The sequence below is a fragment of the Variovorax sp. TLI9-5A genome (genome assembly GCF_056867935.1).
Map to the genome: position 1 here is coordinate 271075 of NZ_CP200310.1, position 12927 is coordinate 284001.

General features: G+C 67.5%; 13 protein-coding genes. 9 read left to right on the forward strand and 4 right to left on the reverse strand.

The window, feature by feature from the left end; translation table 11 throughout:
* Window positions 1-4 precede the first annotated feature (4 nt).
* Entirely contained in the window at window positions 5-775 is a 771-nt protein-coding gene (gene rsmA, locus AC1VNX_RS01305) for a 16S rRNA (adenine(1518)-N(6)/adenine(1519)-N(6))-dimethyltransferase RsmA (RefSeq protein ID WP_483155127.1), read from the forward strand.
* Between the two features lie 66 nt (window positions 776-841).
* Here rsmA and AC1VNX_RS01310 read toward each other — a convergent pair whose 3' ends face one another.
* The 4 genes from AC1VNX_RS01310 to AC1VNX_RS01325 form a co-directional block, all read right to left on the reverse strand.
* Window positions 842-991 carry a hypothetical protein gene (locus tag AC1VNX_RS01310; protein WP_483155128.1) on the reverse strand — a complete coding sequence of 50 codons (150 nt, stop codon included), beginning with the start codon at window positions 989-991 and terminating at the stop codon, window positions 842-844.
* A 77-nt stretch (window positions 992-1068) separates the two neighbouring features.
* Window positions 1069-1494 (reverse strand): barstar family protein, encoded by a 426-nt coding sequence (locus tag AC1VNX_RS01315; protein ID WP_086011111.1) that lies wholly within the window; start codon window positions 1492-1494, stop codon window positions 1069-1071.
* A gap of 50 nt (window positions 1495-1544) precedes the next feature.
* Entirely contained in the window at window positions 1545-1958 is a 414-nt protein-coding gene (locus AC1VNX_RS01320; RefSeq protein WP_483155129.1) for a guanyl-specific ribonuclease, read from the reverse strand.
* 180 nt (window positions 1959-2138) lie between these two features.
* Complete coding sequence (locus AC1VNX_RS01325; RefSeq protein ID WP_483155130.1) at window positions 2139-4487, reverse strand: NADP-dependent malic enzyme; 2349 nt, start codon at window positions 4485-4487, stop codon at window positions 2139-2141.
* 176 nt (window positions 4488-4663) lie between these two features.
* Between AC1VNX_RS01325 and AC1VNX_RS01330 the strand changes: the two genes are divergently transcribed.
* From AC1VNX_RS01330 to AC1VNX_RS01365, 8 genes are all read left to right on the forward strand, one after another.
* On the forward strand, window positions 4664-5716 hold the full coding sequence (locus AC1VNX_RS01330) for an SPFH domain-containing protein (protein ID WP_093195849.1): 1053 nt from the start codon (window positions 4664-4666) through the stop codon (window positions 5714-5716).
* Between the two features lie 123 nt (window positions 5717-5839).
* Window positions 5840-7324, forward strand: coding sequence for a DUF4178 domain-containing protein (locus tag AC1VNX_RS01335; protein WP_483155131.1), 1485 nt, complete (start codon window positions 5840-5842; stop codon window positions 7322-7324).
* Between the two features lie 51 nt (window positions 7325-7375).
* Window positions 7376-7594 (forward strand): DUF350 domain-containing protein, encoded by a 219-nt coding sequence (locus AC1VNX_RS01340; RefSeq protein WP_019653703.1) that lies wholly within the window; start codon window positions 7376-7378, stop codon window positions 7592-7594.
* Window positions 7591-9147, forward strand: a complete 1557-nt coding sequence (locus AC1VNX_RS01345; protein WP_483155132.1) for a polyamine aminopropyltransferase — start codon at window positions 7591-7593, stop codon at window positions 9145-9147. Before AC1VNX_RS01340 ends, AC1VNX_RS01345 begins: the two co-directional genes overlap by 4 nt.
* A gap of 119 nt (window positions 9148-9266) precedes the next feature.
* Window positions 9267-10913 carry an FAD-dependent oxidoreductase gene (locus tag AC1VNX_RS01350; protein WP_483155133.1) on the forward strand — a complete coding sequence of 549 codons (1647 nt, stop codon included), beginning with the start codon at window positions 9267-9269 and terminating at the stop codon, window positions 10911-10913.
* Window positions 10910-12043, forward strand: coding sequence for a saccharopine dehydrogenase family protein (locus tag AC1VNX_RS01355; protein WP_483155134.1), 1134 nt, complete (start codon window positions 10910-10912; stop codon window positions 12041-12043). The genes AC1VNX_RS01350 and AC1VNX_RS01355 overlap by 4 nt, the downstream gene beginning before the upstream one ends.
* Window positions 12040-12423: a DoxX-like family protein gene (locus AC1VNX_RS01360; protein WP_483155135.1), complete on the forward strand. Its 384-nt coding sequence runs from the start codon at window positions 12040-12042 to the stop codon at window positions 12421-12423. Before AC1VNX_RS01355 ends, AC1VNX_RS01360 begins: the two co-directional genes overlap by 4 nt.
* Entirely contained in the window at window positions 12420-12890 is a 471-nt protein-coding gene (locus AC1VNX_RS01365) for a DUF2269 family protein (RefSeq protein ID WP_483155136.1), read from the forward strand. Before AC1VNX_RS01360 ends, AC1VNX_RS01365 begins: the two co-directional genes overlap by 4 nt.
* Window positions 12891-12927: the final 37 nt, after the last annotated feature.

Sequence of the window (12927 nt, forward strand, 5' to 3'; positions counted from 1 at the left end):
GCTGATGGCGCAGCACATCGCGAGGAAGCGGTTCGGGCAGCACTTCCTGTCCGACGGCGGGATCATCGATTCGATCGTGCGCGAGATCGCGCCGCAGCCCGGCGATGCCATGGTCGAGATCGGCCCGGGGCTCGCCGCGCTGACGCAGCCGCTGGTGGAGCGGCTGGGCCGGCTCACCGTGATCGAGCTCGACCGCGACCTGGCCAAGCGCCTGCGCGAGCATCCTCAGCTGGACGTCATCGAGTCGGACGTACTCAAGGTCGACTTCGCCGAGCTGGCCGCGAGGTTCCCGGCCGGCAAGCCGCTGCGCGTGGTGGGCAACCTGCCCTACAACATCTCCACGCCCATCCTGTTCCATCTGCTGAGCTATGCCCATCTGGTCGCCGACCAGCATTTCATGCTGCAGAAGGAAGTGATCGACCGCATGGTGGCGGGCCCCGCCACCTCCGACTACAGCCGCCTGAGCGTGATGCTGCAGTGGCGCTACGAGATGGAGAACGTGCTGTTCGTGCCGCCCGAGAGCTTCGACCCGCCGCCGCGCGTGGACAGCGCCGTGGTGCGGATGGTGCCGCTGGCGACGCCGCCGGCCGTCGACGAGAAGCGCCTGGGCGAGATCGTGCAGGTCGCCTTCAGCCAGCGCCGCAAGCTGCTGCGCCACACGCTGGGCAAGTGGCTTCAGGAACATGGCTTTTCCGGCGACTTCGACACCCAGCGGCGGGCCGAGGAAGTGCCGGTGGCCGAATATGTGGCGCTGGCCCAGGCCGTGCCCCAATGAAAAAAACGCGCCGAGGGCGCGCTTTTTTCATGTTTGCCGGCAAGCTTGCCGGCTTCTTTCTTCTCGTCAGGCGGCGGCGAGCCAGTAACCTGCGTTGAAGGGGCTGCTCATGCGCAGCGCCAGCGGCGACACGTCGACCAGCTTGTCGGTCGGCATCTTTTCGCCGGCCGGCTCGGTGGTGGCTGCTGCTGCCGTTGCGGCTGCCGCGGTGTTCACTTCGATGCCATCGAGGGTTTCAACGTTCGGTTGAGCCTCGTTCGCCCGTTCTGCTTGGCTGGTGGATGCAGAACGGGCTACAGAAAAGAATAGAAGCACCGGAACGGGACCTTGCGGTCGCCCCAGTAGTCCGAGGCGTCGCGGAAGATGTCGAGCAGCTGCTCGCGGGCTTCCTTGTCGAACTTGGCGTTGGCCGGAATCTGTTCCAGCACGATGACGAAACCCGGCTGCGGGCCCGATTTATGCAACGGGTCGGTCATGCAGTCGTACAGCGCGTCGAAATTCTTCCCGAAGTGGGCCGGGAACGTGAATTGCTGCGCGATCAGGTCGAGCACGTCCTGCTTGGTCTGGGCGTTGCCCAGGTTGGCGTACAGGAAGTGCTGGCCGGCCGCGTTGGCCGCGTCCTGCAGGTCGTTCACGCGGAACGCGCGGATCGATTGCACGATGTTCGGGCGTACGGCACGAAGGGATAAGGTCATCTCCGCTGGTCTTTCCATAGTCATCATCATTTCTTCGGGGCGCTTCGAGGCGCCGCTCAGGTCGTTTTCATCGCTCATGGCGCAATCCGTCTGAAACTCGCGTAGTGGTCCGCGGTGTACCAGCATGCCTCGGGCGCGGTGCGCTGCTCGCCGCCGCAGACGATCCGCTGTGCTCCGCGGTTGCGCGAGCCGGGCGTGGTTACCGTGTATTCACGGTAATGGCCGCGGCGGGCCGGCGGCAGCAGTCGCTCGCGATTGCCGAAGACCGTGCCGTCCTTGTCATACCGGAAGGGGCCGCCATTGAGGATGGCCTGGTAGGTCCGCTGGCCCTGCACAGGCAGGTCGGTCAGCGCAATGGTTTCCTCGGCGGACGTTTTTCCGGCGCCGAACCATCCGCGGGCCTCGGCCCCCGTCGTCAACGCCACCAGCATCAGACTGGTGAGCGCAAACTTTGTGACAGAGGACGTGATCGAGGCGTAAGCCGCCATGGGGCACCACAAGAAAAGAGCGGGGGGTCGAATCGGCGATCAACGTCGGGGTTAACCCGCAAATTCAAGCCCGCGAGTGTGCACCACGCTGGCGAAAATAGCAAGCGACTGCCCAAAGTTTGAGCAGTCGCGAGGGTATCGAATGGCTTTTCAAGTTGGCGGCCACTCTCGCCAGAGGGCTTATCTCTCGGCGTTTGCGTCGGCCACTGTCAAGGCTGTCATGTTCACGATGCGCCGAACAGTCGCGCTCGCCGTGAGAATATGCACAGGTTTGGCCGCACCAAGCAGAACCGGGCCGATCGCGATGTTGCCGCCCGCCGCCGTCTTGAGCAGGTTGTAGGAAATGTTGGCCGCGTCGATGTTCGGGAAAACCAGCAGATTGGCGTCGCCCGCCAGCGCGCTGTGCGGCATGACGACCGCGCGCTGCTTGCTGTCGAGCGCCACGTCGCCGTGCATTTCCCCGTCCACCTCGAGCCAGGGCGCCTGCACGCGCAGCAGGTCGAGCGTGCGGCGCATCTTGATGGCGCTGGGGCCGTTGCTGGTGCCGAAGTTGGAGTGCGACAGCAGCGCCGCCTTCGGCTTCAGGCCGAAGCGCATCATTTCCTCGGCCGCCATCGTGGTGATCTCGGCCAGCTCCTCGGGCGAGGGGTCGTAGTTGACGTGCGTGTCGACCAGGAACACCTGGCGGTCGGGCAGCAGCAGGCCGTTCATGCAGGCGTACACGGGCACGTCCTGGGGGGTGCTTTCGCAGCCGCCGGGACGCTTGCCGATCACCTGGTCGATGTAGTGCAGGTGATTGGCGGTGGTACCCCAGGTGCCGCAGATGAGTCCGTCGACCTCGCCCTTGTGCAGCAGCATCGAGCCGATCAGCGTCAGGCGCCGCCGCATCTCGATCTTGGCGACCTGCACCGTCACGCCCTTGCGTTCGGTCATGCGGTGGTAGGTCTGCCAGAACTCGCGGTAGCGGTGGTCCTGTTCGACGTTGACCACGTCGTAGTCCAGCTCTTCCTTCAGGCGCAGGCCGAATTTCTCGATGCGTTGGGCAATGATGGCCGGCCGGCCGATCAGCGTCGGGCGCGCCACGCCTTCGTCCACCACGATCTGGGCGGCGCGCAGCACGCGCTCTTCTTCACCCTCCGAATAGGCCACGCGCTTCTTGCTCGCGCGCCGGGCGGCGTCGAAGATGGGCTTCATCGTGGTGCCCGAGGCGTAGACGAAGCTCTGCAGCTTGTCGCGGTAGGCGTCCATGTCCTTGATGGGGCGCTGCGCCACGCCGCTTTCCTCGGCCGCCTTGGCCACGGCCGGCGCGATCTTCATCATCAGGCGCGGGTCGAAGGGCTTCGGGATCAGGTACTCGGGGCCAAAGCTCAGCTTCTCACCGACGTAGGCGGCGGCCACGCGCTCGCTCTGCTCGGCCTGCGCCAGGTCGGCGATGGCGTGCACCGCGGCGATCTCCATCTCGTCGGTGATCGTCGTCGCTCCGCAGTCCAGCGCGCCGCGGAAGATGTACGGGAAGCACAGGACGTTGTTGACCTGGTTCGGGTAGTCGGTGCGGCCGGTGGCCATGATCACGTCGTCGCGCACCGCGTGGGCGTCCTCGGGCGCGATCTCGGGGTTGGGGTTGGCCAGCGCGAAGATCACCGGGCGCCTGGCCATCTTGGCCACCATGGCGGGCTTGAGCACGCCGCCTGCCGACAGGCCCAGGAACACGTCGGCGCCCTCGATCACCTCGGCGAGCGTGCGCGCGTCGGTCTTCTGCATGTACTGGCGTTTGTCGTCGTCCATCAGCTCGGTGCGGCCTTCGTAGACCACGCCGGCCAGGTCGGTGACGAACACGTTCTCGCGCTTCAGGCCGACCTTCAGCAGCAGGTTCAGGCAGGCCAGGGCCGCGGCGCCGGCGCCCGAGGCGACCAGCTTGACTTCCTCGATCTTCTTGCCGGCCACCTTCAGGCCGTTGACCATGGCGGCAGCCACCGTGATGGCCGTGCCGTGCTGGTCGTCGTGGAAGACCGGGATCTTCATGCGCTTGCGCAGCTCGCGCTCGACGTAGAAGCAGTCGGGCGCCTTGATGTCTTCCAGGTTGACCGCGCCGAAGGTGGGCTCCAGCGAGGCGATGATGTCCACCAGCTTGGCGGGGTCCTTCTCGTCGATCTCGATGTCGAACACGTCGACGCCCGCGAACTTCTTGAAGAGCACGCCCTTGCCTTCCATCACAGGCTTGGAGGCCAGCGGGCCGATGTCGCCCAGGCCCAGCACGGCGGTGCCGTTGCTGATGACGGCCACGAGGTTGCCCCGGGAGGTGTACTTGAAGGCGTTGGCAGGGTCCTTGACGATCTCCTCGCAGGGAGCCGCCACACCCGGCGAGTAGGCCAGCGACAGGTCGCGCTGGTTGACCATCTGCTTCGTCGCCGCGATGGCGATCTTGCCGGGAACGGGAAACTCGTGGTACTCGAGGGCGGCACGGCGCAGTTCTGCGCGTTTGTCTTCGGGCGTGGGAGTCGATGAGGTCGAGGGGGTCGAATCTGACATGTGCCGTAGCTCCTGGTGGCGCTTCTTCTGGGGGCGCCGATTGTAGACCTCGTGCATGACGCCATACGCCGCATGGCCAGTGGCGCCCATGACCAATAGCACGGGTGTTTCTTCAGACCGCTGTGGCAATATGCACAGTTCGGACAAAACCTGAAAAAACCTGACGAGGAGCGACCATGGCCCTGATGGATTTCATCAAGAAGCAGTTCATCGACATCATCCAGTGGACCGAGACCGGCGACGGCACGCTGGCCTGGCGCTTCCCGATGGCGGAGATGGAAATCCAGAACGGCGCCTCGCTCACCGTGCGTGAGTCGCAGGTCGCCGTCTTCGTCAACGAAGGCAAGGTGGCCGACGTGTTCGGCCCCGGCATGTACAAGCTCACGACGCAGACGCTGCCCGTGCTCACGTACCTGAAGAACTGGGACAAGCTCTTCGAGTCCCCCTTCAAGAGCGACGTCTACTTCTTCAGCACCCGCCAGCAGGTCGACCAGAAGTGGGGCACGCCCCAGCCGATCACCATCCGCGACAAGGACTTCGGCGCCGTGCGTCTGCGCGCCTTCGGCAACTACTCCTTCCGCATCGGCGACGCCAAGGCCTTCCACACCGAGATCTCCGGCACGCGCGACATCTATTCCGTGGCCGATCTCGACGGCCAGCTGCGCGGCCTGGTGCTGCAGAACATCAGCAACGCCATCGCTTCCAGCGGCGTGCCCTTCCTCGATCTCGCGGCCAACCAGATCCAGTTCGCGCAGGCGCTCGCCGCCCAGCTGGTGCCCGAGTTCGAGAAGATCGGCATCAAGCTCGAGAACATCACGGTCCAGAACGTCTCGCTGCCCGAGGAGCTCCAGAAGATCCTCGACCAGAAGATCGGCATGGGCATGGTCGGCAACGACATGGGCAAGTTCATGCAGTACCAGACGGCGCAGGCCATTCCGAAGTTCGCCGAAGGCGCGGCCGCCGGCGGCAGCGGCATCGCGGGCGACGCCATGGGCCTGGGTGCCGGCGTGGCGCTCGGCCAGGTGCTGGCCCAGAACCTCGCGCAGGGCCTGAGCCCCAACGCGGCGGCTGCCGCGGCAGCCCAGCAGCAGCAACCGGCGGTGGCCGTGGTGAGCGCCGCAGACGTGATGACCACGCTCGAGAAGCTCGGCGAACTCAAGACGAAGGGCATCCTCACCCAGGAAGAGTTCGACGCCAAGAAGGCCGAACTGCTCAAGAAACTGGTCTAACCCCCAGGCTTCGCGCACTTCGTGTCGCTTCTCCTCCCCCTTGCAGGGGGCGATACCAGCGGCCCGGCATAGCCGGTTCCGCGGTATCTCCCGCCTCGCTCGTCGTGTCTTCAGCTGCGTGCCATGGCTGAGGAAACCGGCAACCAACGCTTCTACCGAGCGCCCTGCCCCGGCTGCGGCGCGCCGGTCGAATTCCGCTCGGCGCAATCGACGCACGCGGTCTGTCCCTACTGCCAGAGCACTGTCGTGCGCCAGGGCGAGACGCTCGCGCGCACCGGCAAGATGGCCGAGCTGTTCGACGACTTCAGCCCGCTGCAGCTGTTCGCCGCCGGCCGCATCCAGGACAAGCCCTTCACGCTGATCGGCCGGCTGCAGTACACCTACCCCGGCGGGCGCTGGACCGAATGGATCGCCGCGCTCGACGGCGATCGCACCGCCATCCTCAGCGAGGACAATGGCGCCTACGTCTTCGCGCTGCCCTTCGACCTGCAGCGCGCCGCGCCGCCGCCGGTCGACCTGCGCGTGGGCGCCACCAGCGCCTTCGCGGGCCAGAGCTACACCGTCACCTCGAACGAGCAGGTGGCGCTGACCTCGGCGCAGGGCGAGCTGCCGCACCTGCCCGAACTCGGCCGGCCCTTCGCGATGGTCGAGCTGCGCAACGACCGCGGGCTGGTGCTCAGCATCGACTACGGCACGGCCAAGCCCAGCGCCTACCTCGGCCGCTCGGTGCAGCTCGAGGACCTGCAGCTCACCGGCCTGCGCGCCGAGTCTGCCAAGGACGAAAAGGGCCGCAGCTTCAACTGCCCCAATTGCGGCTCGCCCGTCACCGTCAACCTGGCGGACAGCAAGAGCATCACCTGCGGCTCGTGCAACAGCATCATCGACTTGTCGCAAGGCATCGGCGGCGAGCTGAAGCACGCCACGCAGGACGAGCCCGTGCGCCCGCTCATCGCGCTGGGCAGCATGGGCCAGCTGCAGGGCGCGCAGTGGCAGGTGGTTGGCTTCCAGCACCGCATGGGCAGCGAGCCCGGCGACGACGAGCACTTCGGCTGGGACGAGTACCTGCTCTACAACAAGAAGCGTGGATTCAGCTTCCTGGTCGACGCCGAAGACGGCTGGAGCATGGTCAAGCCGACCACCGGCGCGCCGGTGATGGCCGAGAACGGCAGCAGCGCCACCTACCTCAACAAGCGCTACCAGCAGCAATACGCCTACAACGCCGAGACCACCTATGTGGCGGGCGAGTTCTACTGGCAGGTCGAGCGCGGGCAGAAGACCTTCAACCGCGACTTCGCCAACGGCGGCGCGCTGCTGTCGATGGAGCGCTCGACCAACGAGCTCACCTGGTCCTCGGGCAGCAAGATCGACAGCGGCGCCGTGGCCACCGCCTTCAAGCTCGACGCGCGCAAGGACATGTTCAAGCGCGCCGACGCGCTGCCCGTGAGCGCCGCCTCGGGGCTGGGCTGCGGCACCATCATCCTCATCATCGTCGTGATCATCATCCTGCTGATCATCCTGAGCACCTGCTCCAGCAGCGGCGGCTCGTCAGGCTACCGCAGCTCGGGCGGCTCGTATGGCGGCTCTTCGAGTGGCGGCGGCCACAAATGAGGACGAAGATGCGCGCGATGCTCTCTCTCACTACTACGACTGGAGGTCCCCATGGGATTTGAATGGCTGAAACCGGGCGTGGTCCTCGGATCGCTCGTGTACGCGCTGATCGGCGTCGTGATCTTCTGGCTCTGCTTTCTGATCATCGACAAGATCACGCCCTACGACCTGTGGGGCGAGATCGTCGAGAAGCAGAACGTGGCGCTGGGTCTGGTCGTGGCGGCAATGAGCCTCGGCATCAGCATCATCGTCGCAGCAGCAATACATTGAACGACGCGGCCCTGCCCGCGCGCGGCCCGGAAGCGCGGGGGCCGCAACCCGTGGAGATCGCGCTGCTCGCCAGCGTGTTCGTGGTCGCCGCCTGCGGGCTGGTCTACGAGCTCACCGCGGCCGCGCTCAGCTCCTACCTGCTGGGCGACTCGGTGCTGCAGTTCAGCACCATCATCGGCACCTACCTGTTCGCCATGGGCGTGGGCTCATGGCTCTCGCGCTACTTCGATAGGCAGCTGCCGGCGCACTTCCTTCGCATCGAACTGCTGGTCGCGCTGATCGGCGGCGCGCTGCCGGCGATCCTGTTCCTGGCCAACGCCTACGTGCCCGGCGCCTTCCGGCTGCTGCTGTACGGCCTGGTGATGGTGGTGGGCACGCTGGTGGGGCTCGAGATCCCGCTGGTGATGCGCATCCTGAAGCGCAACATCGTGCTCAAGAACCTGGTGTCGCAGGTTCTCACCTTCGACTACCTCGGTGCGCTGGCGGTGTCGGTGGCCTTCCCGCTGATCCTGGTGCCGCAGCTGGGCATGATCCGCACCGGCCTGCTGTTCGGCTTCATGAACGCGGCCGTGGCGGTGTGGGCGCTGTGGCTCTTCCGCCATGAACTGCGCCGCGTGGGCGCGCACGCCGTCGCCTGCTTTCTCGCGCTGGCCGCGCTGGTGGCCGCCTTCGCCGGCGCCAACCACATCACCACGCTGGCCGAGGACAAGTTCTACCAGGACCGCATCGTCTTCAGCGCTACCTCGCCCTACCAGCGCATCGTGGTCACGCGCGGACTGCTGGGGCACCGGCTGTTCCTCAACGGCAACCTGCAGTTCGCCGAGCGCGACGAATACCGCTACCACGAGGCGCTGGTGCATCCTGTGATGGCCGCCCAGGGCGCGCCGAAGAAGGTCGCGGTGCTCGGCGGCGGCGACGGCATGGCGGTACGCGAGATCCTCAAGTACCCGTCGGTGGAGTCGGTCACGCTGGTGGAGCTCGATCCGAACATGACAAAGCTCTTCACCGAGCATGAGACGCTGGCTGCGCTCAACGGGCATTCGCTTTCCTCGCCCAAGGTGAAGATCGTGAATACCGACGCCTTCCAGTGGCTGCAGCAGCCCGGCGACACGTTCGACGTGATCGTTGTCGACTTTCCCGATCCCACGAACTTCGCCATCGGCAAGCTCTACACCAACAGCTTCTACGCACTGCTCGAGAAGCGCCTGTCGGCCAGTGGCTACGCGGTGGTCCAGACCACTTCGCCGCTGGTGGCTCGCAAGAGCTACTGGACCGTGGCGACCACCATCGAATCGGTGGGCCTGCGCGCCACGCCGTACCACGCGCACGTGCCCAGCTTCGGCGAGTGGGGCTACATCATCGCGAGCCGCAGACCGTACCGCATGCCCGATGCGCTGCCGCCGGGCCTGCGTTTTCTCTCCCCGACCACACTGCCGCTGATGTTCGACTTTCCGCTCGACATGGCGCGCGTTCCGGCCGAAGTGAACCGGCTGTCGAACCAGGTCCTAGTCACCACTTACGAACAGGAGTGGGGCAAGGTCATGGCGCATTGAATGGCGTACTCCCCCAGGCTTCGCGCACTTCGTGTCGCTTCGCCAACCCCCTCGCCGGGGGCAACACCTGCGGCCCGGCAAAGCCGGTTCCGCGGTGTTCCTGGAAGGGGCCGGCGGGTATGAAGCGCCGTGGTTTCCTCGGGGCTGCCGCGGGCGCTGCGGGTGCCTTCGCGCTCGCGGGCTGCGAGGCCCCGCCGCCGCCCATCGAAGGCGGCTTCACCGGCATCGACGTCATGCGCGGCCATGCGATGCGCGACGGCGCTCTGAAGAGCGCTGCGCCCGCCACGGTGAAGCGCACGCGCGTGGTCATCGCCGGCGGCGGCGTGGCTGGCCTTGCCGCGGCCCGGGCGCTGCGGCTTGCGGGCGTCGACGACTTCGCGCTGCTCGAACTGGAAGACACAGCCGGCGGCAATGCGCGCGGCGGCACGGTCAACGGCATCGCCTGCCCGCTCGGCGCGCACTACCTGCCTGTGCCCGGAGACGACGCACGCGAGGTGCAGGACCTGCTCGAGGAGCTCGGCCTGCGCCGCCGCGTGGCGGGCCGCTGGGAGTACGACGAAGTCACGCTCTGCCACAGCCCGCAGGAGCGCCTGTTCCTTCACGGCGAATGGCAGGACGGCCTTCTGCCGGTGCACGGCGTGAACGAAGCCACGCTCGCGCAGTACCGCAAGTTCGCCCAGCGCATCGATGCGCTGCAGCACGCCGCGCACTTCGCGATTCCGACGCTCAGGGTCGCCATCACGCCCGAGCTGCTGGCGCTCGACGCCGTCAGCTTCCAGAGCTGGCTCGACACCGAGGGCTTCAGCGACGCGCAGCTGCGCTGGTACCTGGACTACTGCTGCCGCGACGACTACGGCGCCGGCATCGGGCAGGTGTCGGCCTGGGCCGGCATCCACTACTTCGCGAGCCGGCACGGCTTCCATGCGCCCGGCGACCCGACCGGCAGCGTCAACGATTCGAGCCCCGAGCGCGACGGCATCCTCACCTGGCCCGAGGGCAACGGCTGGCTCACGAAGCAGCTCGCCAGGCCGCTCGGCGAGCGCCTGCGCACCGGCAGCGTGGTCACGCGCATCGCCGAAGTGCGCGACGGTGTCGAGGTCGATGCGTGGGACGCGGCATCGAAATCGCTCGTGCGCTGGCAGGCCGAGCGCTGCATCGTCGCGCTGCCCGTGTTCATCGCCGCGCGGGTGGTCGAGAACGCGCCCGAGATACTGAAGAACGCCGCCGCGCATGTGCGCTACGCGCCCTGGCTGGTCGCCAACATCCACCTGCGCGGCCCGCTGGCCGACCGGCCCGGTGCCGCGCCGAGCTGGGACAACGTGATCTACGGCACCAGGGGCCTGGGCTACGTGGACGCGCGCCATCAGACGCTGGACCCCACGCCGCGCGGCACCGTGCTGAGCTGGTACCGCCCGCTGGGACCGAGCGGCTACGACACCGCCGACGGCCGCAAGCTGCTGCTGGAGCGCCCGTGGACCGGCTGGCGCGACGACCTGCTCGCCGAGCTGTCGGTGCCGCACCCCGACCTGCCAGCGCTGGTCTCGCGCATCGAGATCACGCGCTACGGGCACGCCATGTCCATCCCCAGGCCCGGCCTGCTGGCGCAGATCGCCTCGCAGCGCAGCGCACCCGATGCGGAGCATCGCGGCAGCGTGGCGGCGGGCCGGTTGTCGTTCGCGCATGCGGACTGGTCGGGCTATTCGATCTTCGAAGAGGCGTTCACGCGCGGGCACGTTGCCGGAACGGACGCGGCGGCGGCAGCATGAAGACGCTGGTGCTCGGCGGCTATGGCAACTTCGGCGCGCGCATCAGCCGCGCGCTGGCCGGCAGCCCCGGCATCGAGCTGCTGGTGGCGGGGCGCGATGCGCAGCGCGCGTCGGCTTTCGCTTCATCGCTGGGCGCGGCCGCCAGCGGCGTGCGCATCGACGTGCAGGCCGCTGATCTCGCCGGCACTCTGCGTGGCCTGGGCGTGGAGCTGGTGATCCACACCGCCGGCCCCTTCCAGAACCAGGACTACCGCGTGCCGCAGGCCGTCGCTGCGGCGGGCGCGCACTACATCGACCTGGCCGACGGGCGGCGCTTCGTGTGCGACTTTCCCGCAGCGCTGGGCGCGGCGTTTCGCGCCGCCGGCCGCACTGCGGTGAGCGGCGCCAGTACGGTGCCCGCGCTGTCCTCGGCCGTCGTCGACCATCTCGCGGCCGGCTGGCAGGGCATCCGAAGCATCGACATCTGCATCGCCCCCGCGCAGGGCGCGCCGCGCGGCGAGGCCACTCTGGCTGGCGTGCTCGCGTACTGCGGTGAGCCGATCCGCGTCTGGCAGGGCGGCCGCTGGATCGAGCTGCCTGGCTGGGCTGATCCGGTGAAGGTGGAGTTCGCGCGCATGAAGCCGCGCCGTGGTGCGCTCTGCGACATTCCCGACCTGGAGCTCTTTCCGGCGTGCTACGAAGGCGTGCAGTCGGTGATGTTCCGCGCCGCGCTCGAGGTCGGGTTGACACAGCGCGCCTTCGCCTTCCTGGCCTTCATGCATCGCGCGGGCCTGCTGCCGGCGCCGCAGAAGCTCGCGCCGCTGCTGCATGCCACTGGCGGCATGTTCGATGCACTGGGCACGGCGCTGGGCGGCATGGTCGTGCGCGTCGAAGGCACCGATGCTCAGGGCCGGCCGTCGCGGCGCGCCTGGCACATTGCGGCCGACGACAGCCACGGGCCGGAGATTCCATGCATGGCTGCGATCCTGCTGGCGCGCCGGCTTGCGAACGGCGACACGGCGCTGCCCGTCGGCGCGCATGCCTGCATGGGACTGCTCTCCTTGCCCGAATTCGAACCCGAGTTCGCGCGCTGGGGCATGGTGACCGACGTGGTCGACGAAGAGAGAAGCGCAAGCCCCCTCGCCAGATGACCCGCCCCGCCGACGAGACCGATCGCCTGCTGCGCTACAGCCTCGTCGCCGTATGGCTGTTCACTGCCGTCGCCAGCTTCGTCGAACTGAACGGCCAGAGCCGCGAGGTGCTGGCCGCCGCCGGCATTGCATCGCCGCAATGGCTGGTGCAGGGGCTGATCGTCGGCGGCGCGGCGGCCGATCTTGCGGTCGGCATCGCGCTGTGGCGATGGCCCGGCCGCGCCAGCTATGTGGCGGCGCTGGCCCTGATGCTCGTCATGACCGTGGTGGCGACGGTGCTGCAGCCGGGGCTGTGGCTGCATCCGCTCGGCCCGCTGCTCAAGAACATCCCCATCGCCGCCCTCCTCTGGCACCTGTACCGGCGCCGCACCGTGACATGAACACCTATCTCGTCCTCAAGTGGCTGCACATCGTCTCCAGCGTGCTGATGGTCGGCACGGGGCTGGGCTCGGCCTTCTACCTGTTCTTCGCCAACCGCAGCGGCAGCGTGCCCGCGCAGGCGGTGGTAAGCCGGCTGGTGGTGCGTGCGGACTGGTGGTTCACCACGCCCACCGTCATCCTGCAGCCGGCCACCGGCTTCGCGCTGGCGCACATGGCGGGTTGGCCGCTGTCCACGCCGTGGCTCGCGGTCTCGCTGGCGCTGTTCGTTTTCGCGGGCGCCTGCTGGCTGCCGGTGGTGTGGCTGCAGATCCGCATGGCGGCGATCGCGGCGCAGGCGCATCGCGATGCGGCGTCGCTGCCTCCGCTCTACGCGCGCTACCAGCGCTGGTGGGAGTTGCTGGGCTATCCGGCCTTCGCGGCCATGGTGGTCGTGTTCTACCTGATGGTGAACAAGCCCCAGCTATGAATCGTTGAATGCGGCCCGGCGCGGGCCTGTGCGGTTT